This is a genomic window from Lutibacter flavus, assembly GCF_900188355.1.
Lineage (GTDB): Bacteria > Bacteroidota > Bacteroidia > Flavobacteriales > Flavobacteriaceae > Lutibacter > Lutibacter flavus.
Genome location: NZ_FZNX01000003.1, coordinates 261137 through 287113, shown reverse-complemented (window position 1 = coordinate 287113; position 25977 = coordinate 261137). Strand labels below are relative to the sequence as shown.

Annotated in this window: 22 protein-coding genes; 14 read left to right on the top strand and 8 right to left on the bottom strand. The window is 29.2% G+C overall.

Features of this window, described 5'->3' with window-relative positions; translation table 11 throughout:
- Positions 1 to 15: 15 nt before the first annotated feature.
- From nrfD to CHB63_RS10220, 5 genes are all read right to left on the bottom strand, one after another.
- On the bottom strand, positions 16 to 1359 hold the full coding sequence (gene nrfD, locus CHB63_RS10240) for an NrfD/PsrC family molybdoenzyme membrane anchor subunit (RefSeq protein ID WP_089378366.1): 1344 nt from the start codon (positions 1357 to 1359) through the stop codon (positions 16 to 18).
- Between the two features lie 17 nt (positions 1360 to 1376).
- Positions 1377 to 2363 carry a 4Fe-4S dicluster domain-containing protein gene (locus CHB63_RS10235; protein ID WP_089378365.1) on the bottom strand — a complete coding sequence of 329 codons (987 nt, stop codon included), beginning with the start codon at positions 2361 to 2363 and terminating at the stop codon, positions 1377 to 1379.
- Between the two features lie 198 nt (positions 2364 to 2561).
- Positions 2562 to 3413: a DUF5777 family beta-barrel protein gene (locus CHB63_RS10230; protein ID WP_176420335.1), complete on the bottom strand. Its 852-nt coding sequence runs from the start codon at positions 3411 to 3413 to the stop codon at positions 2562 to 2564.
- A 17-nt stretch (positions 3414 to 3430) separates the two neighbouring features.
- Positions 3431 to 3814, bottom strand: a complete 384-nt coding sequence (locus CHB63_RS10225; protein WP_089378364.1) for a c-type cytochrome — start codon at positions 3812 to 3814, stop codon at positions 3431 to 3433.
- Between the two features lie 138 nt (positions 3815 to 3952).
- Positions 3953 to 5074 carry a multiheme c-type cytochrome gene (locus CHB63_RS10220; protein ID WP_089378363.1) on the bottom strand — a complete coding sequence of 374 codons (1122 nt, stop codon included), beginning with the start codon at positions 5072 to 5074 and terminating at the stop codon, positions 3953 to 3955.
- 411 nt (positions 5075 to 5485) lie between these two features.
- Between CHB63_RS10220 and CHB63_RS10215 the strand changes: the two genes are divergently transcribed.
- A complete protein-coding gene (locus CHB63_RS10215; protein ID WP_089378362.1) occupies positions 5486 to 6820 on the top strand; it encodes a dihydrolipoamide acetyltransferase family protein in 1335 nt (444 codons plus the stop codon).
- Between the two features lie 57 nt (positions 6821 to 6877).
- On the opposite strand, the gene tsaD is transcribed toward CHB63_RS10215, so the two are convergent.
- Positions 6878 to 7912 (bottom strand): tRNA (adenosine(37)-N6)-threonylcarbamoyltransferase complex transferase subunit TsaD, encoded by a 1035-nt coding sequence (tsaD, locus tag CHB63_RS10210; protein ID WP_089378361.1) that lies wholly within the window; start codon positions 7910 to 7912, stop codon positions 6878 to 6880.
- A gap of 179 nt (positions 7913 to 8091) precedes the next feature.
- On the opposite strand from tsaD, the gene CHB63_RS10205 reads away from it, so the two are divergent.
- From CHB63_RS10205 to CHB63_RS10185, 5 genes are all read left to right on the top strand, one after another.
- The gene (locus CHB63_RS10205) at positions 8092 to 12435 is read left to right on the top strand and encodes a translocation/assembly module TamB domain-containing protein (protein WP_141107295.1); all 4344 of its coding nucleotides are present in this window, start codon (positions 8092 to 8094) and stop codon (positions 12433 to 12435) included.
- Positions 12428 to 13330: a nucleotidyltransferase family protein gene (locus tag CHB63_RS10200; protein WP_089378359.1), complete on the top strand. Its 903-nt coding sequence runs from the start codon at positions 12428 to 12430 to the stop codon at positions 13328 to 13330. Before CHB63_RS10205 ends, CHB63_RS10200 begins: the two co-directional genes overlap by 8 nt.
- Before the next feature lie 125 nt (positions 13331 to 13455).
- A complete protein-coding gene (pfkA, locus tag CHB63_RS10195) occupies positions 13456 to 14442 on the top strand; it encodes a 6-phosphofructokinase (RefSeq protein WP_089378358.1) in 987 nt (328 codons plus the stop codon).
- A gap of 44 nt (positions 14443 to 14486) precedes the next feature.
- On the top strand, positions 14487 to 15479 hold the full coding sequence (gap, locus tag CHB63_RS10190) for a type I glyceraldehyde-3-phosphate dehydrogenase (protein ID WP_089378357.1): 993 nt from the start codon (positions 14487 to 14489) through the stop codon (positions 15477 to 15479).
- Between the two features lie 45 nt (positions 15480 to 15524).
- On the top strand, positions 15525 to 15887 hold the full coding sequence (locus CHB63_RS10185) for a methylglyoxal synthase (protein ID WP_089378356.1): 363 nt from the start codon (positions 15525 to 15527) through the stop codon (positions 15885 to 15887).
- 5 nt (positions 15888 to 15892) lie between these two features.
- Here the strand turns inward: CHB63_RS10185 and CHB63_RS10180 are convergent, their stop codons facing one another.
- Both CHB63_RS10180 and CHB63_RS10175 read right to left on the bottom strand, forming a co-directional pair.
- On the bottom strand, positions 15893 to 16273 hold the full coding sequence (locus CHB63_RS10180) for a RidA family protein (protein ID WP_089378355.1): 381 nt from the start codon (positions 16271 to 16273) through the stop codon (positions 15893 to 15895).
- 10 nt (positions 16274 to 16283) lie between these two features.
- Positions 16284 to 18920: a putative LPS assembly protein LptD gene (locus CHB63_RS10175; RefSeq protein ID WP_245856901.1), complete on the bottom strand. Its 2637-nt coding sequence runs from the start codon at positions 18918 to 18920 to the stop codon at positions 16284 to 16286.
- A 253-nt stretch (positions 18921 to 19173) separates the two neighbouring features.
- On the opposite strand from CHB63_RS10175, the gene CHB63_RS10170 reads away from it, so the two are divergent.
- The 8 genes from CHB63_RS10170 (at position 19174) to CHB63_RS10135 (ending at position 25863) form a co-directional block, all read left to right on the top strand.
- The gene (locus CHB63_RS10170; RefSeq protein WP_089378354.1) at positions 19174 to 20262 is read left to right on the top strand and encodes an N-acetylmuramoyl-L-alanine amidase family protein; all 1089 of its coding nucleotides are present in this window, start codon (positions 19174 to 19176) and stop codon (positions 20260 to 20262) included.
- 59 nt (positions 20263 to 20321) lie between these two features.
- Complete coding sequence (locus CHB63_RS10165; RefSeq protein ID WP_245856900.1) at positions 20322 to 21275, top strand: MlaD family protein; 954 nt, start codon at positions 20322 to 20324, stop codon at positions 21273 to 21275.
- Positions 21276 to 21287: 12 nt separating this feature from the next.
- Entirely contained in the window at positions 21288 to 21893 is a 606-nt protein-coding gene (locus tag CHB63_RS10160) for a carboxymuconolactone decarboxylase family protein (RefSeq protein WP_089378353.1), read from the top strand.
- A 9-nt stretch (positions 21894 to 21902) separates the two neighbouring features.
- Positions 21903 to 23207 (top strand): (Fe-S)-binding protein, encoded by a 1305-nt coding sequence (locus tag CHB63_RS10155; protein ID WP_089378352.1) that lies wholly within the window; start codon positions 21903 to 21905, stop codon positions 23205 to 23207.
- Positions 23208 to 23236: 29 nt separating this feature from the next.
- The gene (locus CHB63_RS10150; protein WP_089378351.1) at positions 23237 to 23683 is read left to right on the top strand and encodes an LNS2 domain-containing protein; all 447 of its coding nucleotides are present in this window, start codon (positions 23237 to 23239) and stop codon (positions 23681 to 23683) included.
- 18 nt (positions 23684 to 23701) lie between these two features.
- Positions 23702 to 24481, top strand: a complete 780-nt coding sequence (locus tag CHB63_RS10145; protein ID WP_089378350.1) for a (Fe-S)-binding protein — start codon at positions 23702 to 23704, stop codon at positions 24479 to 24481.
- 30 nt (positions 24482 to 24511) lie between these two features.
- On the top strand, positions 24512 to 25405 hold the full coding sequence (locus tag CHB63_RS10140) for a 1,4-dihydroxy-2-naphthoate polyprenyltransferase (RefSeq protein ID WP_089378557.1): 894 nt from the start codon (positions 24512 to 24514) through the stop codon (positions 25403 to 25405).
- A gap of 74 nt (positions 25406 to 25479) precedes the next feature.
- Complete coding sequence (locus CHB63_RS10135; protein ID WP_089378349.1) at positions 25480 to 25863, top strand: hypothetical protein; 384 nt, start codon at positions 25480 to 25482, stop codon at positions 25861 to 25863.
- Positions 25864 to 25977: the final 114 nt, after the last annotated feature.

Genomic DNA, 25977 nt, shown 5'->3' with positions numbered 1-25977 from the left:
CTAAATTTAACATTATTATTCAGTTACTATTTTTTTATAAACTTTTTTATTCTTTTTTTGATCTCTTTCATTGTCTATAATACCAGACATTGGAATAATTGGGACCAATTTCATAATTAAAATAAAAAATAATATAAATGCTGCAACACCAGCAAAACTTAATGCCCATTCTACCCAAGTTGCTGTATAATGAATAAATTCTGGTCTTGTATCTTGGATAGGTAAATATGGGGTTTCTAAAGTAGGAACAATAATTAAGTATTTGTTAAACCATAAACCAACAACAGCAATAACTGCTGCAAATGTTATTGATTTTATTGTTCTAAATTTTTTAAAGAATAAAATTACAATTGGAACTAATACTCCAATATAGTTAGCAAAAATAAACATCCAGAAATATCTTGTAAACAGCGTATTTAGTAAGTTTGCATCTTGAATTTTATGGCTAAACCATCTTGAAAAATATTCACTAAAAGTAAAATATCCAAACAATAAAGAGATAACTAGTAAAATTATACCTGCTCCAATAAAATGTACTTTTCTAATATAATGTTCTAAATTGTAATATTTACGAATTAAATACATTGCTATAATTATTACTCCAACTCCAGAGTATAATCCAGCAACAATAAAATAAGGTGCAAAAATGGAACTATTCCATCCTGGTTGTAATGTTAAACTAAAAATCCAGGCAAGTACAGAATATGCAACAATTGCTAAAGCAATAACCATTGCAGACATTGTACGAGTTACTTTATGAAGTTTTTCTCTTTGTTCTGGCGTATCTTGGTATCCTATTGCTAAAAATTTATAAACTTTTTGACGCCATTTTGGAGCGTTTTCACTGTTGTCTCTTAGTATTGCAAAGTCAGGTATAAAGGTTAGGAATAAATAGATAAAACAACCTATTAAATCTGTCATAATAGCGATAATATCCCAGGTAATAGGAGATTGAATTCTTGGGTAAAGAAATAAATAATGCAATCTATCTAATCTACCAATACATAATAGTATAAATATTGGCCCAATTATTAAAGATAGTACCGTAATAATTTCTACAATTCTTGATATTGAATTTTTCCAAGGTGTTTTAAAAAAGTGTAAAATACCTGAAATAAAAGCACCAGAATAACTTAAACACACAAAGAATATAAAGTTTATAATATAAATTCCCCAAACTACATTGTCACGCATCCCTGTTACTATATGGCCTTTAAATAATTGTAAAAAGAAGGCATAAACTCCAACAAGAATTACGGCAATTAAAAACCCAATCCAAATTTTTGAGGTTTTGGTTGTTTTTTCTAGTAAAGGAGAAAATTCTTTTGCTAATTCTCTTTTTCTATTTTCTAAATTCATAATTAAGAGTATTAAAATTAAATTTTACCTTGTTTTTTTAAATCTTGAACATAGGGAACATCTTTGTAGCGTTCAATAATATCTTCGTCTACGTTAAATCCTCGTTCTAATGGGAATTGACGGTTTACAGCAGGTAAGTAATAAACGTTAGGTTTTGTACCTAAATGCTCTAAATGGCGGTAACCACCACGATCTTTTATTAATTGAGAGAAACGAACGGTTTCTTCACCGTTTGTTACAATATCTTCATTTTTATCTCCAAAATAAATAACTCCCATTGGGCAAGATTGTGCACAATGAGGAAGTTTACCTTGTCTCAACATATCTGGACAAAAATCACATTTCATTACTGTTCCTTCAGCAGCTGGAACGCTGGTTTCAGGTGAGTAAGGTTGTGATGTGTCATCAAATTTATCTTTATGCCCCCAATTGAATTGACGAGCTGAATAAGGACAACTTGTTACACAGAATTTACAACCAATACAACGATCATTATCAATTAAAACAATGTTATCTTCACGTTTAAACGTTGCTCCAGTTGGGCAAACAGTTACGCAAGGAGGTTCATCACAATGAAAACAAGGTTTTGGTAACCAATAAGGAGAAGCTTCTGGATTGTCTTGAATCAGCTGAACTTTCATAAACTCTTCATTATAATCTAAATCATGAGCTTTTTGACAACCTTCAACACATTTTCTCGCATTTTTACATTTGGCTAAATCAATAACCATTACAAATTTTCTGTTAGGAATTCCTTTTCTGGATTCTTCTGGAGTTATAAGTGCTTCAGGATATTTATTAATATTAGATGCATCTACTTCAACTATTTTTCCATCTGGAGTTAACAATCTCATTTTTTCCCCTGAGTCTGTAACTTCTTCGTCTTGAATTGCTAAGTTTGATATTAATGATGCACCAGCAACTGCTGTTACACTAGACATTAACCCTAATTTTAGGAATTTACGTCTGTTGGTACCTCCTTTTTCAGTTTTATTGTTTTCCATAATATTAAAATCTATACGAGTATCTGTATTTAGTTTACTTATGTAAAGTTAGTTACATAAGATGTATCTTATTATGATTTTTGTCAGTGAAAGTAACTTCTAAGGTGTTATTTTGTTATTTTTTTTATATACCAAAAGAAAACAAAATATCAGAGAATTTGCCGATACTTTGTTTTCAACTTGGGGTGATAAAATAATTTAAAAATTATAGATTCTTGTTATATTAAATCCAACTAAGAAATCTCCTTTAAAGAAATCATTTTGGTTATACATATAATTTTTTTGAGCAACAATTCCGTTATTATTAGATAAGAAAATTTGGAACTCATGTGCCGATGTTGCAAATTCCGCCCCAATGCTAAAAAGTGGTTTCGGTTGCATAGCATCAAATTGAGTAATAGGCTGGCTATAGTCAATTAAAATAGATGTTTGCGGACTTATTTTAACTCTTCCTCCAAAAGCAATAGAAAACATATCATTTTTCATATCAGGGTGCACTAAGTTATAATGAGATACACTTGGTGCAATTTGAAATGATACATTTGGGCTAAATCTTTTAGCAATAATCAATTGATTAAAATAAGAATATCTGTCTTGTTCTAAATTAAATTTATCTTTTTTACGTGCGTCAATGGTAAAGTTCCCATAGTATGAAACGCTAACAGGCATGCTATTAGAACGTGTTTGTCTTAACAAAGCTACTTTCCAGTTAAAATCTTGTAAACGATTAAACTTTGTAGTACCATATCCAATGGTAAGTCTTTCATGAATTCCGTAAGAAAGCCCAATTCTAATATTCGCATCTCCCCAGAAACCGGCCAAATCGTTACCAGATTCACTATTAATTAAGCCAAATCTATGTTGCATTTGAACTTCTAATGCATCTTTGCTTAATAAAACGTTACTTGGATTATCTATAATGTTAGAACTTTCAAAGGCGTCTCTTTCAAGTTTTTCTTTCACTTTTTTATCTTTACTATCATCTTCTTGAGCAACAGCTACAAAAGGTAATATTAAAAAGATAAAAAGTAATTTTATAAAATTTTTCATATTAAATATCTTAAAATTTAGTTATCTAGTGCGCCTTGGTTTATCCAAGCTTTGATTAATTCAACTTCTTCTGGAGACAAACCGCCATGTCCACTGTTAACTATAGTGTAAAGTTTACTTCCACTTGCGTTATTGGCAGTAACATAGGATGGGTTTAATGCTGAATATGAATTTCCTTCTGTTAAATCAGGATCTCTGTTATCGCTGTGACAACCAATACAATTAGCAGTAAAAAGTGGTTGAACATCAGTACTTAATGTTATTTCAACATAATTAGGATCTCCTGGATCTGTTGGAATCTCAGGTGGATTTAATATATGTTCTGGAATTTCATCATAATAACAAGAGAAGCATAATAAACTTAAGCTGCTAATTAGAACTATTTGCAATAGTTTTTTCATTTGTTTTATTTTTAATGTTAATTAACTTCTACTTTTAAATTTCTATTTTGAAATTTTAAGTTAATCTTATCATTACAGCATCTATTTTATAAAGTTCAGGAGTTGATTAAACTCCTGAACTTCTAAAATATCTAACTATTATTGTAATGCTTCAATTGAATTTTTAAGTAAAGCTTTAGCGTATTTTGGATTATGTACACCATTACTTTTGTCTTCTTCTAAAGTTTTCCAATTCCAAGTTGCTTGAGCAACGGCTATTGGATAAGTACCAGAAACTGTACTTCCTGATTCAGTTAATGAACCAGCAGCAATTAATAAACCTTTTAAAGTTTCAAAGTCGACCGCGTAGCCAGAAACTTCAGTTGGAGCTCCATTTGTATGGCAAGCTGTACAGGCATTTGTTGTAGGCCACATTGAATGCAATCCATCATTTTCATCTGTAGTAGTACCCATATGGCAAGAAACACAATTTGATGCAACATCTCCAAGTCCAGTTCTGTGGCTGTTATCTCCATCAGCCCCACTTCCAGGATATGCTTCAGACCCTGCAATATTTGCTCCTAGTATTCCTTCTAGCAAAGTTGATTGTGGTCCGTGGTGTGGTCCAAATCTTGAACTTGTAATTGCATAATCATCAATTCCAGCAGGTACAGCATAAGAATTTCTTGGTTGATGACAAGTAGTGCAATTATTACTTGTTCCTTCAAAATCAATTATAGTTACATCATCATATACTAATGTTACAGGAGCTACATTTCTTAAAGCAAAATCTTGTCCGTCATTATCAAAATCAAATGAACTGTGACTACTATGACAAGTATTACAAGAAATTGTTTGTTTTCCGTAATCATATGATAAGTCATCTGGATAACCTCCACCAGGAGCAACAGGAAAACCACTTACATAGTCAATATAACCTTCACTTGTATGGCATTGTGCGCAAGAACCTCTATTTGTGTAATCTGAGGTGTTAATTAAATCTCCAGTTCCACGATCCGTATGTAAAGGGTCCATTGCATGAAGAGATAATTTATATGATGCTTCAACTGGACCTCTGTGACTTTCAGAGTGACAAGCAACACAAGATGCAGTGCTATCCATACCATCTACACCATTGGTACCATCAACTCCATTAATACCATCTATACCGTCGGCCCCCGCTAAACCTTGTGGTCCTGCAATTGGGTCACTAGTACATTGAATAAACATTAAACTTGATGCTATAATCATCAAGAATCCTATTAATTTTAAATTTTTCATAATATTAGATATTTGTTTGTTTTAAATCTTATATAAATTTATGAACTTGAATAAATTAATATTATGATTTAAATCATTGTTTTAGCATTTTTATAACTCTGAAAATCAGTTAACTAAGCTTTATTTAGAATGGTTAAAAGTAATTTCGTCATATTTTTCAGCAATTATTGTTACAGAGTACTGTAATTTTTGTTACAAAGGGTAATTATTTTTTTGAATGAAATAATTCAATTTGTTGAAAATGTAATTTAAATAATTAATTTTAGTGTTATTAATAAATAGGTATAGTTTTATGAGTATCTTATTATGAAAACAATAATCTAATTTAGTTTTATTTTTATTAATAAAAAGCATTCTGTTATAAAAACAGGGCATAATTTTTGTAAATTTGCAAAACCTAAAAAAATCACAATGGCAAAATTTGAAATAAAACTTCCTAAAATGGGTGAAAGCGTTGCAGAAGCAACCATAATCTCATGGTTGAAACAAGTGGGTGATAGTATTGAACAAGATGAGGCAATTGTTGAAATTGCGACAGATAAAGTAGATTCTGAAGTTCCAAGTGAAGTTGAAGGAACAATTGTTGAAATACTATTTGAAAATGATGCAGTTGTTAAAGTAGGAGAAACCATTGCAATTATAGAAACCGCAGGTTCGGATGATGATACTAGTTTTAGTGAAAATGAAAACTTATCTTCAAATGATTTAAAAGAAGAAGTTGTTGAGTTAGAAAAGACGATAAATGATGTTGTTGAAAATCAGAATATAAGTAAAGTTTCTGCTTCTGGAAAATTCTTTTCTCCATTGGTAAGAAATATTGCTGAAACGGAAGGGATTTCAATGGAGCAACTAGAATCCATTATTGGTACAGGGAAAGAAAATAGAGTTACTAAAAATGATATTTTAGCGTATTTAAAAAGCGATAAGAAAGTTGAAAAATCAATAGAAAATAAAGTTGCTGATCCAGTTCAAATTCAGCAGCCAAAAATTGAAGTGAAAGAAACGGTTAAAAAAGCGGTTCCAGTTTCAGTAAATGGAGAAGATGAAATAATTGAAATGAGTAGAATGGGGAAACTGGTAGCACATCATATGGTGCAATCGGTTCAAACTTCGGCACATGTTCAATCTTTTATAGAAGTTGATGTTACTAATATTGTTAAATGGAGAGACCGGGTAAAAGATCAGTTTTTTGCACGTGAAGGTGAAAAAATAACATTTACTCCAATTTTTATGCACGCCGTAGCAAAAGCAATTAAAGGTTTTCCAATGATTAATATTGCTGTTGATGGCGATAAGATTATTAAGAAAAAAGCGATTAATTTAGGAATGGCAGCTGCTTTAGCTGATGGAAATTTAATTGTACCAGTTATTAAAAATGCAGACCAGTTAAATTTAGTTGGAATGACTAAATCTGTGAATGATTTAGCAGCTAGAGCAAGAACTGGTAAATTAAATCCAGAAGATATTCAAGGTGGAACTTATACTGTAACCAATGTTGGAAGTTTTGGAAGTGTTTTTGGAACACCAATTATTAACCAGCCACAAGTTGCAATTTTAGCATTAGGAGCAGTTAGAAAAGTACCTGCTGTAATTGAAACTTTAGAAGGAGATTTTATAGGTATTAGACATAAAATGTTTATATCACATTCTTATGATCATAGAGTTGTAAACGGAGCTTTAGGAGGAATGTTTATTAAAGCAATTAAAGAAAGTTTAGAAGCTTGGAATGTAAATGCTGAGTTTTAAAAATAATAATTTATAGTAAAAAACCTTCAATATTTGTTGAAGGTTTTTTTATGCTTTTTAGTTTTCGCTTACTTTCAATCTAGCTGTAGCAGAGGTATTTTCATCAGAAAAATCATTTTCCAAATATTTTAAATACCCTACAATAGCAATCATTGCAGCATTATCTGTTGTAAATTCAAACTTTGGAATATAAGTATTCCAACCAAATCGCTCTTCAGTAGATTTTAATACTTTTCTAATTTCAGAATTGGCACTAACACCACCAGCAATTGCAATATGTTTTATACCAGTTTCTTTAACAGCTTTTTTTAGCTTGTCAAATAAAATTTCAACAATTGTATATTGAATTGAAGCGCAAATATCATTTAGGTTTTCTTCAATAAAGTTTGGGTTCTCTATAACCTTTTTCTGAATAAAATATAAGATTCCAGTTTTTAAACCACTAAAACTAAAATTTAATCCGTCAACTTTTGGTTTGGTAAATTTAAAAGCTTTTGGGTTTCCAAGTTGTGCGTATTTATCAACTAAAGGTCCACCAGGGTATGGTAACCCTAAAATTTTTGCCGATTTGTCATAAGCTTCCCCAACAGCATCATCTATAGTTTCACCAAGAACTTCCATTGTAAAATAGTTAGTAATTTTTACAATTTGTGTATGTCCTCCACTTATAGTTAAACATAAAAAGGGAAATGGCGGTTTTTGCTGAGTTTCATCTTCAATAAAATGAGCTAAAACATGTCCCTGCATATGATTTACAGCAATTAATGGAATGTCTAAAGCCAGTGAAAGCGACTTGGCAAAAGAGGTTCCAACTAAAAGTGAACCCATTAATCCAGGTCCGCGTGTAAAAGCTATGGCATTTAAGTCTTTTTTGTCGATATTTGCCTGTTGAATTGCTTGTTGAATAACAGGAACAATATTTTGTTGATGTGCACGTGAAGCTAATTCAGGAACAACGCCACCATATTTGGTGTGAATTTCTTGATTTGCTACAACATTTGAGAGTATTTTTCCGTTGCAAATTACAGCAGCACTTGTATCATCACAAGAAGATTCAATACCAAGTATGTAAATTGGTTTATTTTTAATCATTTAATAACAAATAAAGGCACGAAAATTGCCGTTAAAATGCAAATTTAGCGCTTATCAAACGATTTAAAAAAATAGTTGTCAAAATTTTACTTGCCTTACTACTAATTTTAGTAGTAACAAGTATTTTATTTGCTATTCCGGCGGTGCAAACTCGATTAGGTAAAACAGCTACTAATTATTTGCAAAAAGAATTTGATGTTGATATAAATATAAACAAAGTTGACTTTTCTTATCTTGGAGATATTAAGCTCAAAGAAGTTTTTATAAAAGACCATCATCTAGATACCTTAATTTATGCTAAAAACTTAGAAACTTCAATATTTAGTTATCGAAATATTATAAAAAACAAATTGGAGTTTGATCAAATTTCATTAGATGATTTTTTATTGAATATTAAAACTTACAAAAATGAAAATGATGATGCCTTAACAGTTTTTGTAGATAAATTTGATGATGGAACTAGTAGTGACAAGCCATCAAGTTTTTTATTAACTGCCACAAAATTAAAACTAAATAAAGGGTATGTTGAAATTTTTGATGAAAATAATGAAGGTAGTACACCTCTATTTTTTAAAGACATAACTGGTGTAGCCAATAACTTTAAAGTTTCTGGGCCTAATGTTAATGCAAAAATTAGAGATCTTAGCTTTGTTGAAAATCACCAATTAAAAGTAGAAAGTTTATCTAGCGATTTCACCTACACAAAATCCTTTATGAACTTTGAAAATACGGAACTAAAAACAAATTCTTCATTAATTTTAGCAAATATAAAATTTGAATATAACAGAGACGATTTTTCAGATTTTAATAATCTTGTAAATATAAGTGCTAATGTAGAGCAAGCAGATGTTTCCTTAGTAGATTTAAAAAACTTTTATAAAGAATTTGGTACAAATGATGTGTTGCATTTTTCAACAGTTATAAACGGAAAATTAAATGATTTTGTACTAAACGATTTAAAATTAAGATCTGATAAAAATGCTATAATTAATGGGAATATAAACTTTAAAAATGTTTTCAATCAAGAAAATGGGTTTTCAATGAATGGAAATTTTTCAAATTTAACATCAGATTATAACCATTTAAAAATTGTATTACCTGAAATTTTAGGAAGTACGTTACCATCTACTTTTAATAAACTTGGAAGATTTACAATGAGTGGAAATACCTATATCACTCAAAAATTAATTGATGCAAAATTAACATTAAAAACGGATCTAGGTACTACGATTTCTGAATTGGTTTTAACCAACATAGATAATATAGATAATGCATCATATACTGGACACATTAAAGTTATTGACTTTAAATTAGGCGAAATTATGCAAGATAGTTTAGTTGGTAAACTATCTATGGAGGCTGATATTAATGGTAAAGGATTTACCTTAGATAATTTAAATACTTCAATAAAAGGAAAAGTAACTAAGCATCAATATAAAAATTATACCTATCAAAATATTAGATTAAATGGTGTTGTAAAAAACAAGCATTTTGATGGAGAAATGGAGGTAAACGACAATAATATTAAGCTTAATTTTAATGGATTGGCCGATTTTTCTAGGGATATTTATTCATTTGACTTTAAAACCACTGTAGATTATTGCGATTTAAATACAATTAATCTTTTTAAGCGAGATAGTATATCCAAAATAAAAGGTAATATTGATATTAATGTAAAAGGAAATTCAATTGATGATTTAGTTGGAACAGTTGATTTTAAAAATTCATTATATGTAAATCAAAAAGGCAATTACTTTTTTAAAGATTTTAATGTAACATCTTCTTTTACAGATAGTATTAGAACAATAACAATTAATTCACCTGAAATATTAACGGGTAGAATAATTGGTAAGTTTAAATTTAAAGAATTGGGTAAATTAACTCAAAATTCTATAGGGAGCATATATTCGAATTATAAGCCATTTGAGGTTACACCCAATCAAAATCTGGATTTCAGGTTTAATATTTATAATAAAATAGTTGAAGTTTTTTATCCTGAGGTAATTTTAAGTCCAACAACCTCTATAAAAGGAAATATTAGTTCAAATGATAATTTGTTTAAATTAAATATAAAATCTCCAAAGGTTGAAGCATATAAAAATACTATAAATGAATTGAACCTTCAAATAGATAATAAAAATCCATTATTTAATACCCAGCTAACTATAGATGAAATAAATTCTAAATATTACGATATTTCTAAACTTCATTTAGTAAATATTACTTTAAGTGATACTTTATATTTTAGAACAGAATTTGATGGTGGAAAAGACAAAACTGAAAAGTTTGATTTATCATTTTATCATACATTTAATAAAGATAATCAATCAGTTTTTGGTTTACAAAAATCTAATTTTACCTTTAAAGATAACCAGTGGACTGTTAACCCTAAAGATAATTTACAAAATAAAGTAGTTTATGATAATACTACTAAAATATATAATGTAAACCCATTTTTAATTGCTTCAAAAAATGAGCAAATTGAATTTTATGGAACCTTAAAAGATACGATTTCAAAAGACCTTAATTTTAATTTTAAAAACGTTAAGCTTTCAAGTATAACACCAGAAATAGATAGTTTAAATTTTAAAGGAGTAATCAATGGCTCTTTAAATTACAATCAATTTAATCAGCAGGTTAAACCAACGGCCAATTTATTAATTTCAAATTTTAACGTTAATAATTCTTATCAAGGAGATTTAAAAATAGGAATTGAAGGAAAAAATTCTGTTAAAAATTATGATGTAGATATTTCTTTAAAAAGAAATGGAAATATTAATTTTTCTGCAAAAGGAGATTTAGATTTTACACCTAGAAAACCAACATTAGATATAGTTGTAGATTTTGAAGAATTTAAATTAGATGCGTTTAGTCCGTTAGGAGAAGATGTCCTTACAAACATAAGAGGTTTTGCTTATGGCAATGTTGTTTTAACTGGTTTATTAAACAATCCAACTATGACGGGTGAATTGTATTTAGATCAGGCAGGGATCACCTTTCCTTATTTAAATGTAGATTATGAGTTTGATGGAACAAGCGTTGTTACATTAAACGACCAAACTTTTAATTTAGAAGATATATTATTAAGCGATAGTTTGCATAAAACAAAAGGTAGATTAGGAGGGGCAATTTCTCATGAGTATTTTGATAATTGGAAACTGGATTTGGCCTTGACTACTAAAAATTTATTAGTGTTAAATACAGAAGAAAAAGAAACTTCTTTATATTATGGAACAGGTTATATTGGCGGTAATGCAACAATAAAAGGACCAACAGACAAATTAGTAATTGATGTTGTTGGAAAAACAAATAAAGGTACTCATTTTGTAATCCCAATCAGTGATGTTAAAACGGTTCAATCTTCTCAATTAATTAGGTTTGTAAGTAAAGGGGAAGTTTTAGAAAATACAAAATCAAGAAAAGAGCTAATTTATGACAAACTTAAAGGGCTTTCTTTAAATTTTAACATAGAAGTTACAAAAGACGCTGTTGTAGAAATGGTTTTAGATAAAGCCACAGGAAGTTATTTAAAAGCGAGCGGGACAGGGAATTTACAATTAGAGTTAGATACAAAGGATAAGTTTGATATGTATGGAGATTTTATTGTAGATGATGGTGTTTATAACTTTAAATATGGAGGAATAATAAATAAACCTTTTATTGTAAAAAGAGGAGGAAGTGTCTCATGGAGTGGAGACCCATTTACCGCAGATATAAATATTGATGCAATTTATAGGGTTTCAGCAAATCCAAAATCATTATTGGAAAATATTACTACAAACAGAAAAATACCAATTGATTTGATTACTCGTTTTTCTGGAGAATTGTTTAATTCCCAACGAGAGTTTGATATCGAAATTCCTAATTCAAGTTCAACGGTAGCTTCTGAGTTGGCATTTAAATTAAATAATAACGATACAAATAGCAAAACAATTCATTTCATGGCATTACTTGCAACTGGAAGTTTTTATAATGAAAGTGATTTAAGTGTAAATAGTAGTGGATTGGTTTATGGAACTACTTCCGATTTACTTTCAAATGCATTTGATAATATAGTTAATAGAGGCGATAGTAAGTTTAGATTAAAACCGGTTTATACATTTGGTGAAAGAAACAGAATAGATAATTTAGATATTAAAGATCAGTTTGGATTTGATTTTGGTTATGAAATTAATGATCGCATTATTATTAATGGTAAAGCGAGTGTGCCAATAGATTCAAAAGAGCAAACAAGTATTATTGGAGAAGTAAATATTGATATTTTATTAAATGAAGAAGGAACCTTAAAATCGTCAATATTTAATCGTCAAAACGAAATTCAATATTCAGAACAAGATGAAGAGGGATATACACAAGGAGTTGGAATAAGTTATCAAATAGATTTTGATAACGGAAAAGAATTATTAGAAAAATTAGGGCTAAAAAAGAAAAAAGTGACTGATTCTATTGACCCTATTAAAACGAATGATAAACTTTTAAAAAATAAAAATTTAATTAATTTTAAAAATAAAAAAAATGAATAAACCCACCTTAGTAATTTTGGCTGCTGGAATAGGAAGTAGATATGGAGGATTGAAACAATTAGACACCTTTTCGGAGCAAGGAGATACTATTTTAGATTTTTCAATTTATGATGCAATTCAAGCTGGTTTTGGAAAAGTAGTATTTATTATTAGAAAAAGTATAGAAGACGATTTTAAAGCATTTTTTAACCCAAAATTAGAAGGTAAAATAGCAGTTGAATATGTTTTTCAAGAAATAGATAGTATTCCTGAAAAATATAAAGATAATAATAGACAAAAACCTTGGGGAACAGGTCATGCCTTATTAATGGCAAAAGATGCTGTTTCTGAAAATTTTGCAGTTATTAATGCAGATGATTTCTACGGGAGAGAAGCTTTTGAAGGAATTGCTGAGGCGCTTAAGAAAACTGATAAAAATTCAACAGATTTTAACATGATGGGTTATGTGTTAAAAAACACGATTTCCGATTACGGATTTGTTTCAAGAGGAGAATGTAGTGTTGATGAGAATGGTTTTTTAACAGGAATTGTTGAACGTACACATATTGAAAAAGTTAATGGAGAATTAATGTTTAAGGATGATAAAGGTGATTTGAAGCCAATTTCTGAAGACACAATAGTTGCTATGAACTTTTTTGGATTTACACCAAGATATTTTGATATTTCTGAATCTTTGTTTGAAGAATTTTTAGAAGAAAATTACAAAGAAGCAAAAGCTGAATTTTTTATCCCATTAGTTGTAAATCATTGCATTGTTAATAAAACAGCTACTATGGAAGTGCTAAAATCAAATGCACGTTGGTTTGGTGTAACTTATAAACAAGATAAAGAATATGTTACTTCTGAAATTCAAAAATTAAAGAATAAAGGTGTTTATCCAATCAATTTATGGTAATTAAAACTTTTTTAATAGTCTATAGATATTAAATTCAGCCATTTGAAATAATTAAATATTTTAATTTAAAATAATTTACATTCAAAATTTAAATCTACTTTTGATTCTACTTTTGAAATTAGCTTATGAGTAAAATAATTAAAAAAATAGGAGTTTTAACTTCTGGTGGAGATGCGCCAGGAATGAACGCTGCAATACGTGCAGTTGTTAGAGCATGTGCTTATTATAAAATTGAATGTGTAGGCGTATATAGAGGTTATCAGGGTTTAATTGAAGGTGATTTTAAATTGCTTTCAGCAAGACATGTTAGTAATATAATAAACAGAGGTGGAACAATTTTAAAATCGGCAAGATCAAAAGATTTTAGAGCAAAAGAAGGTAGGGAAAAAGCATACCAAGAAATTCAAAAAGAAGGTATTGATGCATTAGTATTAATTGGAGGAGATGGAACATTTACAGGAGGAATGGTTTTTAATGATGAATTTAACTTTCCTTGTATAGGTATCCCAGGTACTATTGATAATGATATTTTTGGAACAAATTATACAATTGGATATGATACTGCATTAAATACAGTTGTTGAGGTTATTGATAAAATTAGAGATACAGCCAGCTCACATAACAGACTATTTTTTGTAGAGGTAATGGGCAGAGATGCCGGTTTTATAGCCTTAAATGCAGGTGTTGGAGCTGGAGCTGAAGAAATTTTAATTCCAGAGGAAGATTTAGGTTTAGAGCGTTTGTTAGAATCACTAAAAAGAACTAAAAGATCTGGTAAATCATCTAGTATTGTTGTGGTTTCTGAAGGTGATAAAATTGGGAAAAATGTTTTTGAATTGGCAGATTATGTTGAAGAAAATTTACCGCAATATGAAGTTAGAGTTTCTGTTTTAGGTCACATGCAACGGGGTGGTTCACCTAGTTGCTTTGACCGTGTTTTGGCATCAAGATTGGGTGTTAAAGCAGTAGAATTATTGTTAGATGGTAAAACTAATTTAATGGTTGGATTGTTAAATAATAAGGTTGAAACTACCAATTTAGAGAATGCCGTAAAGGGGCATCATCATATCAATAAAGAATTATTACGAGTAAGTGATATTATGTCAATTTAATTGAAATAACTTACATTTTATTAAAGAAAATCTGGTAAAGATAAATGATAAAAGTTGGTATAAATGGATTTGGTAGAATTGGTAGATTAGCATTAAGATCCATTATTAATAGAGAAAATATAGAAGTTGTTGCAATTAATGATTTATTAGATGTAAGCCACTTGGCTTATTTATTAAAATTTGATTCTGTTCATGGTCGATTTAAAGGAACCATTGAAATAGAAAAAGAAATGTTGATTGTAAATGGCAAATCGATAAGAATTACTTCAGAAAAAAAACCAGAAAATATTAAATGGGATCAAGTAGATGTAGATTTTGTAATTGAGTCTACGGGTTATTTTACTGATATAAATAGTGCTGCTTTGCACCTTAAAGGGGGTGCTAAAAAGGTTGCTATTTCGGCACCATCTATAGATGCTCCAATGTTTGTAATGGGTGTAAATAATAAAGAATTGACTAAAGATGATTTAGTTTTTTCAAATGCATCTTGCACTACAAATTGTTTGGCTCCAATTGTTAAAGTTTTACATGAAAATTTTGGTGTAATTGAAGGTTTGGTAACTACGGTTCATTCAACAACTTCTAGTCAAAATACAGTAGATGGTCCATCTAAAAATTGGAGAAGAGGAAGAGCGGCATTAAATAATATGATACCAACTACAACAAGTGCTTCAGAAGCTTTGTCTAAAATAATTCCAGAAATGGATGGTAAAATTTTAGCTATGGCAGTAAGAGTTCCAATAGTTGATGTTTCATTAGTAGATTTGACTGTTAGATTAAAAAAATCGACTAATTACAAGGCTATAAAAAGCGCAATGAAATATGCTTCTGAAAATGAGTTAAAAGGAATATTAGGATACACAGAAGATGAAGTTGTATCACAAGATTTTGTATCGGAACCAAGAACATCAGTTTTTGATGCTTCAGCAGGTTTAGAGCTAAATGAGAATTTTTTTAAAATTATTTCGTGGTATGATAATGAGTTTGGTTATGCGAATAAAATAGTTGATTTAATAGAATATTCTGCATCACTTTAATTCACAAATAAAGATTAATTTTACATAGAAAAAAAATATATAAATATGGAAATTGCAATTATAGCACATGATGGAAAGAAAACTGAAATGGTTCAATTTTTAATGGATTTTAAAGCGGTTTTACAAGCAAAAAAAATCACGTTAATTTCAACTGGAACTACGGGTAAAAATGCTGAAAAGGCAGGATTTAAAGTAGAGAAATTTCTTTCTGGTCCATTTGGTGGTGATGCTCAAATTGCTGCCCGAGTTGCTGAAGGGAAAACAGATATGGTATTCTTTTTTAGAGATCCATTAGGAATGCATCCTCATGAACCAGATATTGCAATGTTAATGAGGTTATGTGATGTTCATGATGTTCCATTGGCTACAAATCCGGCAACAGCAGAACTATTAATAAAATCTATTTAGTTTTATTATTTAATAGCAATCATTGAAATTTCAACATGTACAAACTTTGGTAAGTTTGCAACTTCAACAGTTTCACGTGCAGGAGCAGTTTCACTGTTAAAATAGCTGCCATAAATTTCATTTATTTTTGAAAAATCATTCATATTTGTTATAAATATTGTTGATTTCATCACGTTTTCAAATGTCATTTCCGCTTTTTCCAAAACAGCCTTCATATTTTCCATTACCTGCTTCGTTTCATTTTCAATAGAGTCTAAAACCAATTCACCAGATGATGGATTTATTGCAATTTGACCAGAAGTAAATAATGTATTTCCAGCCAAAACGGCTTGATTATAAGGGCCTATTGGTGCTGGAGCTTTTGAAGTATTTATAATTTTTTTCATAATAAATAAATTAGAATAATTGCTTATCTGGAACTTGTCGTTTATCGTATTTTAAATCACTAAGCATAGATGATTTAACTCCAATAAAGAAATAATATGTTTGTCTGTCTCCAAAAGGAACCCAGTTAAAATTTAATTTCCAACTATCAAGATCTCTTGAAAACCTTAATTGCGTATAAGAGAATCCTTGATTTTTCATGTCGTAACCAGAGGAGAAACCAACTCCCCATTTTGGAGTTAATTCAATATCACCAGAAAACATTAATGAATGTGAAGATATTTCCTTTTGACGATTAGAATTTGCATAATTTAAAGCATACGCAAGTTTTAGAGTCCAAGGAATTTTTGACTCAAATAGTTTAGATTCTTTTGTTTCAGATTTATTACCAGTACCAGCAGGAGTTTGTTGGTTGGTAGCCGTTAAATTTTCACCAAATACGCCATCAGAATTATTGTCTTCTTCATTTTGCTCTTCTTTAGACTTTCCTTTACCATCTTTTTTACTTGCTAAGGAATAATTCATTGTAAGACCTGCATTTGTAAGTCTAAATAAACTACCTCCATTATTAATATTAAAAGTGTTTATTTTTTTTCCATTAACGTCTAATGCGTATGGATCTAAGGTAGCTCGAACATTAAGATTTAGCTTGTTATTAAAAAGTTTTGTTCCTGCATTTACGCCTACGGGACTCCATTTTAAAGAGTCTGCAGCCATATTATAACTAGATGAGAAATTTAAATTATTTAATAAAATAATTTTTTTAGCTTCTGTTTCTGTATCTGTTGAATCTTTTTTTCTAAGTTTTGCTTCTAAATTATTGTTTAACGTAAAATTTAAACTATTTGATAATCCGGTTCCAGGTTTACCAAAAATACCATTAGCAAATGGTGAATATTCTCCTATGTCATTTGGGTCGTCACTTTGTTGAAACTCTTCGTTGTAAGAACTAAAATCTGGTCTATAACTATAAGATACACTAGGTCTAACAACATGACGAATTGCTTCAATATTTCCTTTTTTAAATTTAAACATTCCATAAAATGTAGTTCCTAAAGAAACAGCTGTTGAGTATTCTCTAAATGTACTAAAACTACTTATTGTATCAGTAACAACTGCATTTTGTATGTCATCAAATTTTTTGCTTAGCCTATCAAAATACCAAACTTCTTTATAGTTTAAACTTGGAGAAATTGTAAAATATTTTAAAGCCTTCATGTTGGTATTCATAGTTGCATTGTGCTGAATTCCAGATTTAGCTTCGTCAAACATTTCTTTTTTAAAGAAAAATTCATCATTAGTAACAATTCTATTATCTCCTTTCATAGTATATGTTAAACCAGTCTTTTGTATCGCATTCTTTTTAACTCCATTTTTACCAGTAAAAGGATATATTCTATCCATATTTAATTGTAAAGAAGGTAAAGTCATATTTATTTCTTCTGTATTTGTATTTTGGGAATGCGTCATAGATAACGACACGTTAAAAGGCGTTCCAACAAAGTTTTTATAATATGAAATAGATGAACTTAAATTGTTATTTAAAAATGCATTGGTGTTGTATTCGTTGTTAGATTGTTTGTAATACTGACTACTTCCTAAGTTTACTGAAGCAGAGAATCTTGAATTGGGACTTGCTTTAGCGTCTTGGGAATGGCTCCATCTAATATTATAATTTGTAGCCTTGGAATAATCATCAAAACCTTTTAAGCTGTTTATTAGGTTTTCATATCGAAAATTAAAATTTCCAGAAAATTTATAACGTTTAGCATAACCAGATTCAGTTCTTAAACCCCAACTTCCATTTGTATAAATGTCTCCTAATACGGCTAAATCAAAATTATCATTTAGTACAAAATAATAACCACCATTTTGCAAAAAATATCCTTGTCTGTTGTTTTCTCCCCAGGTTGGCATTAAAAAACCTGAAGTTCTTCCCTTGGTTAATGGAATATATGCAAATGGCAATACAATTGGAGTAGGAACATCCGCAATAACTAATTGACTTGAACCAGCAACCAATTTTTTATCCTTTATAAATTTAGCTTTAGGAATTTTAATGTAGTAATCAGGCTTTTCTTTATCGGAAGTAGTAAGTCTAATATTTTCAATAAAAATAATGGAATCATTATGTTTTTTACTTACTTCACCTAAAATGATAATTCCTTGTTGTTCAGTTTTTAAATTCCATATTTTTGCTTTCTCACTTTTGAAATTAAACTGAATAGTATCCTGCACAGATTCCTGATTACCTTGTTTAAATACCGGGAGTTGAGAATAAGTTCCAACGCTATCTATAATTCCTTTAGCAATTACTGAATTTGTATTATTGTCTATTTCAATATAACCAGCAGTTAAATCAATATCCTTATAATGAATATGAGCATTATTATATAAAATAATTTTATTATTTATAATATCTTGTCTTATTAAACTATCTGCACTATGCTCTATAATTCCTTCAAGCAATTCAACAGGTTTTTTAATAGTATCTTTTGGTTTAATTAGGAGCGAATCACTTAGCTTTAAATTAAGTGAATCTTTTAGAGGTATTATAGTGGTGTCTTTTACTTTAACCGGAATTTCTTCAGAAGAACTTTGCTTTATTTCTTGTGAATAAATGGTTAAATTGATAAAGCAAAAAGCCAATATCAAAAAAAAGAGAGAATATATTTTTTTATTGTGCGTTTTAATAATTAAAATATTTGTAAAAACGTGATTTAAATTGGGTTGATAGCATAAGTTTATTTAATTTAGCTTTCAATCAATCAAGCACATTTTTGATTGTTTGTAAATGTATGGCTCAATAATTGTATCACCAAATAACAGTTGCCAAAAATAATTAAAATTATTGATGAACTCACTACTCTTTTATATATTTAAATTATCAACGAAATTCAGTATGATTTTCGTATTTTTTCTTGCAATACTTTTTAATAATTTTGAAGGTTATGCACAAAACAAAGATTTTATAGTTGTTTTAGATGCTGGTCATGGAGGTAAAGATCCGGGAAAAGTTGGTTATAAAAAATTTAAAGAAAAAGACATTGCCTTAAATATTGTGTTGCAAGTTGGCAAATTACTAGAGCAACAACAAAATGTTAAAGTTATTTACACTAGAAAAACTGATGTTTTTGTTGAATTGAAAGAAAGAGGTAGTATTGCAAATAAAGCAGATGCAGATTTGTTTGTTTCGGTACATTGTAATGCACATCATACTCAGGCTTCAGGGGCTGAAACTTGGGTTTTGGGGACCCATGCGAATAAACAAAATTTTGAAGTTGCAAAAGCTGAAAACTCAGTAATCTTGCTGGAAGATAATTATAAGATTAATTATAAAGGCTTTAATCCAAACTCACCAGAATCTTTAATTGGTTTAACTTTAATGCAGGAAGAATATTTAGACCAAAGTATTCAATTGGCAAGTATTATTCAGGACGGATTTACAACAAAATTGAAAAGAAAAAACAGAGGAGTAAAGCAAGCTGGTTTTGTTGTATTACATCAAACGTATATGCCAAGTATTTTAATTGAAACAGGTTTTATAACTAATACAAAAGAAGGTACTTATTTAAATTCTAAAATTGGTCAGCAAAAATTTTCTGAATCCATTTTTAAAGGTGTTACTAAATATATTGAACAGTTAAATCTAAATACAATTGCAATTGATGAAGTTGAAGCTATTGATAATATTAAAAAAGATGAAGTAACCGAAGTTTCAGAAGAGGATAGTAATGTATTTTTTAAGGTTCAAATTGCATCAGGATCTCGAAAGTTAGTGACTAAAGCATATAATTTTAAGGGTTTAAATAATATAGACAGAATTAAAATAGGAAACAGTTATAAGTATTATTTTGGAAATACTTCCAATTATTCCGAAATAAAAAAAATGCACAGTATCGCAAAATCTAAAGGTTATTCTACTGCTTTTATTGTTGCATTTAAAAATGGAGAAAAAATTTCAGTTGAAGAAGTTTTAAAAAAATCATAGTATTTTTGACATTTACTACCAAAAATAATTAGTAATATTGCTTTAAATTTATTTATATTTTGAAAATTTCAAGAGAATTAAAAACAGGTGTTGTTGCAGTAACGGTAATAGCATTATTTATTTGGGGTTATAATTTTATGAAAGGTCTAAACATATTTGATGGACCAATAAAAACATATTATACTGAATATAGTAATGTTCAGGGTTTAAACACGGCTAGTGTGGTTACAATTAATGGTGTTGAGGTAGGGAAAGTTGTAAATATTAACTTCAATAAAGATGTTGATAAAAGAGGGAATTTAATAGTTGAATTCAGTGTTGAAAACGATTTTGAGTTTTCAAAAAATAGTGTAGCTAAAATTTACAGTGCAAGTTTAATGGGTGGAAAATCTTTAGCAATTGTGCCTTCTTATGAAGGAGAAACAGCTAAACCAGGAGATTTTCTGCAAGGAGAAATAGAGTCTGATTTATTTTCTTCTGTTACTGAAAAATTAAACCCGTTACAAGCAAAAGTTGAGAATGTTATTAAAAGTGCAGATTCTTTAATGACTGGTTTAACAGATGTTTTAGATGTTAAAAGCAGACAAAGTTTAAAGGCTAGTATTTTAGAGTTAAATGGAACTGTTTCAAATTTTAAATCTGCCTCTGAATCCATTAATAAAATGGTTAAGGAAAATGATGAAAAAATTTCTAAAACATTAGATAATGCTGAGAAAATGACAGCAAATCTGTCTAAACTTTCAGATACTTTAATGAATGCAAACATTGGCGCTACAGTAAAAAATATAGAATCAACTATTAATAGCTTAAATAAGGTTTTAGCTGGATTAGAAGCTGGTGATGGATCTTTAGGTAAATTATTAAAAGATGAAGCGATGTATAACAATTTAACAAATGCCTCTAAAGAATTAGAAGAACTGTTAAATGAAATGAAATTACATCCAAAACGCTTTGTTCATTTTTCATTATTTGGAAAAAAAGAAAAAGCTTATAATCCGGAGATTAAGGAATAAAATAAACTTGTAATGAGCTGGATTACTATAATTCCATACAAAGAAGCTACAGGAAAACTCAAAAAACTTTATGATAGGGTAAAAGGACCAAACAATAATGTAGATAACATTATGTTGGCTCATAGCTTAAGGCCACATTCAATGGCTGGGCACATGGCACTTTATAAAAATGTGTTGCATAATTCTGAAAATACAATTCCAAAATGGTTTTTAGAGACAATTGGAGTATATGTAAGCAAATTAAATAATTGCGATTATTGCATAAAACACCATTCAAAAGGTTTAGAAAAACTATTAAATAACAGTCAGGAATTTAATAATATAATAGTAAATTTACAATCTCATTTATTTTGTAAAATATTTGATAATAAATATGAGAAAGCTTTAAATTATTCTAAATTGCTCACTTTAAATCCAGAAAAGGTTTTAAAAGCTGATATAGATGAGCTTATTAAAGTAGGATTTTCAAATGGAGAAGTGTTAGAAATAAATCAAGTTGTTGCATATTTTAATTATGCAAATAGAACTGTTTTAGGGCTGGGAGTAAATACAAATGATGATATATTAGGATTATCACCAAACGATATTTTTAACGAAAAAAGTTGGAATCATCAATAAATTAAGTATATGAATTATATTGACAACATATTATTTGCAATTCTTCTATTTTTAGGAGTTGGATTTTTTGTAAGAAATATTAATAAATTAACTAGAAATATAAAACTTGGAAAACAAGCAGATAGATCTGATAACCCAGGTTCTCGTTGGAAAAATATGGCTATGATTGCTCTTGGGCAATCAAAAATGGTGAAGCGTCCTATTGCAGGTATACTACATATTATTGTTTATGTTGGATTTATTATTATCAATATAGAAGTAATTGAAATAATTATTGACGGACTTTTTGGTACACATAGAGTTTTACATTTTTTAGGAGGTTTTTATAATTTTTTAATTGGTTCCTTTGAAATATTAGCACTATTAGTTTTAGTTTCAGTTTGTGTATTTTGGATAAGAAGAATGATTATAAGAATTCCTCGCTTTTGGAATAAAGAAATGAAAGGTTTCCCAAAGAATGATGCCTTATATATTTTATATTTTGAAATGGTTTTAATGTCGTTATTTTTAATAATGAATGCTACAGATGTACCTTTTCAACAAGCAGATTCCGGAAATCCTATTAGTCAATTTTTAGTGCCATTTTTTGAAAACTTTCATTCAAGTACGCTTTACTATATTGAACGTAGTGCTTGGTGGTTGCATATTACTGGTATTTTAATATTTCTTAATTATTTATATTATTCTAAGCATTTACATATTTTATTAGCATTTCCAAACACCTATTTTGCCAATTTAAATCCAAAAGGACAACTTACAAATTTGGAAGCTGTAACTAATGAGGTTAAAATGATGATGGATCCAAGTGCAGACCCATTTGCAGCTCCACCTGAAGGCTCTGAAGATGAAATGCCAGAAAAATTTGGAGCTAGTGATGTTACCGATTTAAATTGGGTTCAATTAATGAATGCCTATACGTGTACAGAATGCGGCCGCTGTACTTCATCTTGCCCAGCAAACATTACAGGAAAAGAACTTTCTCCAAGAGCTATTATGATGAAGACACGTGATAGGTTAGAAGAAGTTGGCGAAAATATTAATAAAAATGGCGAATTTAAAGATGACGGTAAGCAATTATTGAATGATTATATAACAGCTGAAGAAATTTGGGCTTGTACAAGTTGTAACGCTTGTGTGGAAGAATGTCCTGTAAATATTGATCCATTATCAATTATAATTGATTTGAGAAGATATTTAGTTATGGAGCAATCAGCAGCCTCACAAGAATTAAATATGATGATGACGAATATTGAAAACAATGGAGCTCCTTGGCAGTATAACCAAATGGATAGATTAAATTGGAAAGACGAATAACATAACTATAAAAATCAAAATTTAAAAGAATGAAAAAAGAAGATGTTGAAAAGTTGTTACATGACAAAGTAGAAGATGGATTGCATATCAGCCCTATCTTACCTGAAGGAATTAAAAATTACTTAATTGACATTGATGGTACCGTAACTGAAGATGTTCCGAATGAAGAGCCGGAAAGAATGGGAACTTGTGAACCTTTTCCAGATGCCTTAGCAACTTTAAATAAATGGTATGACGAAGGACATATTATTTGTTTCTTTACATCAAGAACTGAAGAGCACAGAGAAGTAACAGAAGCGTGGTTAAGTAAGCACAATTTTAAATATCATAGTTTATTAATGGGAAAACCAAGAGGAGGAAACTACCATTGGATTGATAACCATTTAGTAAAAGCAACAAGATATAGAGGTCAGTTTACAGATTTAGTAGCTAAAGAAGTTACTATTGAAGTTTTTGATGACGGAAAACACGAATAAAATTTAAAATATTTTAGTATGAATGTACCTACAATGGCTGAAATGATGGCACAAGGAAAACAACCTGAAGTTTTATTCTGGGTTGGGTGTGCAGGGAGTTTTGATGATCGAGCAAAAAAGATTACAAAAGCTTTTGTTAAAATTTTAAACAAAGCTAATGTTGAATTTGCAGTTTTAGGTACTGAAGAAAGTTGTTCAGGAGATCCTGCTAAAAGAGCAGGAAACGAATTCTTATTTCAGATGCAGGCAATGACAAACATTGAAATTTTAAATGCATATGAAATTAAAAAAATTGTAACAGCTTGTCCTCATTGTTTTAATACTATTAAAAATGAATACCCTCAATTAGGAGGTAAATATGAAGTTGTTCATCATACAGAATTGTTAAAGTCTTTATTGGATGATGGACGACTTTCTATTGAAGGTGGTAAATTTAAAGGTAAAAAAATTACTTTTCACGACCCTTGTTATTTAGGTAGAGCAAATGATATTTATGAAGCACCTAGAGAGCTTATTAAAAAGTTAGATGTTGAATTGGTTGAAATGAAACGTTGTAAAACCAACGGTTTATGTTGTGGTGCTGGAGGAGCTCAAATGTTTAAAGAACCAGAAAAAGGAGATAAAGACATTAATGTTGAACGTACGGAAGATGCTATAGCGGTAACACCAAATATTATTGCAACTGGTTGTCCGTTTTGTAATACAATGATGACTGATGGTGTAAAAGCCACAAATAAAGAAGAAGAAATTGAAGTGTTGGATATTGCAGAATTAATTGCAAATGCCGATGACTTATAATCATAAAAACTATTATAATAGTAGTATATGATTAAACACTACATTAAAGCTGCTCGTTTAAGAACTTTACCATTATCAGTTTCAGGGATTATTGTTGGTAGTTCTATTGCAGCTTCTCAAGGTTATTTTAATATAGTTATTTGTGTTTTAGCGTTATTAACTACAATTGGTTTTCAAATTATTTCAAATTTTGCAAATGATTATGGTGATGGAGTAAAGGGAACCGATAATGAGGATAGAATTGGACCAGAAAGAGCCATACAGAGTGGTGTAATCACTCCAAGTCAAATGCTTAGTGCTATTAAAATAGCTGTTGGTTTAACCTTTGTAATTGCCGTACTGTTAATTTATATTTCTTTTGGAAAGGAAGATTTTTTAAATCTTTTTATCTTTTTTATTTTAGGAGTTATGAGTATTGTTGCTGCAATAAAATATACAATGGGTAAAAAAGCTTATGGTTATAGCGGTTTTGGAGATTTCTTTGTATTTATATTTTTTGGACTAGTAAGTGTTTGTGGAAGTTATTATTTATTTGCAAAGCAATTAGATTTTACAATTTTTTTACCAGCCTTTTCTATCGGATTATTGAGTATTGGTGTTTTAAATTTGAATAATATGCGTGATAGGGAATCGGATATTAAATCGGGAAAAAAAACATTGGTTGTTAAAATTGGAAGTGAATTTGCTAAATACTATCACTATTATTTATTAATAGCATCATTTTTATTTGCTTTATTGTATGCGATGATCCATTATAAATCACCTTTTCAATTTCTGTTTATAATAGCATATATTCCAATAACCAGGCATTTTATGGTTGTATATAAAAATAGTGTATTAAAGTTATTAGATCCAGAATTAAAAAAGTTGGCTATAAGTACATTCTTATTTTCAATATTATTTGGTTTAGGATTAATTTTGTAATGATTTTTTTTTGTGACATTAATTACTAAAATTAAAAATATAAAAGATATATTTGTCCGTTATTAGAAGTGTTAATGAAAAATCAATTTTTAGGCATATTTTTTTATCTTCTTTATTTATTGGCAATGATGCGTCCAATTGTTCCAATAATAGAATATTATGCTAATTATGATTATATAGCAACAGTACTTTGTGAAAACCGTGACAAGCCCTATTTGGAATGTAATGGTAAGTGTTATTTAGAGAGTCAGATTAAAAAGAACAATCATAATAACCACGATCATAAATCAACTGTACCTCAAATTAATCTTGCTGATTATCCAGTAAGTCCATTAGATCAATATGCATTAAAAATAGTAGAATTCAAACAGTTTCATTCAAAATATTTGAAGGAAATAAATTATTCTACACAAGATTATCATACCTCTATTTTAAAACCACCCCAGTTAGTTTCTTAACTTTATAATTACGCTTTTTAAATCCAAAATAAACATATTATTGGTTAATTATCTATGATAATAAGTTAATCGTATGTTGTTGATGCGTAATGAATTAACATAAAATATAAATTT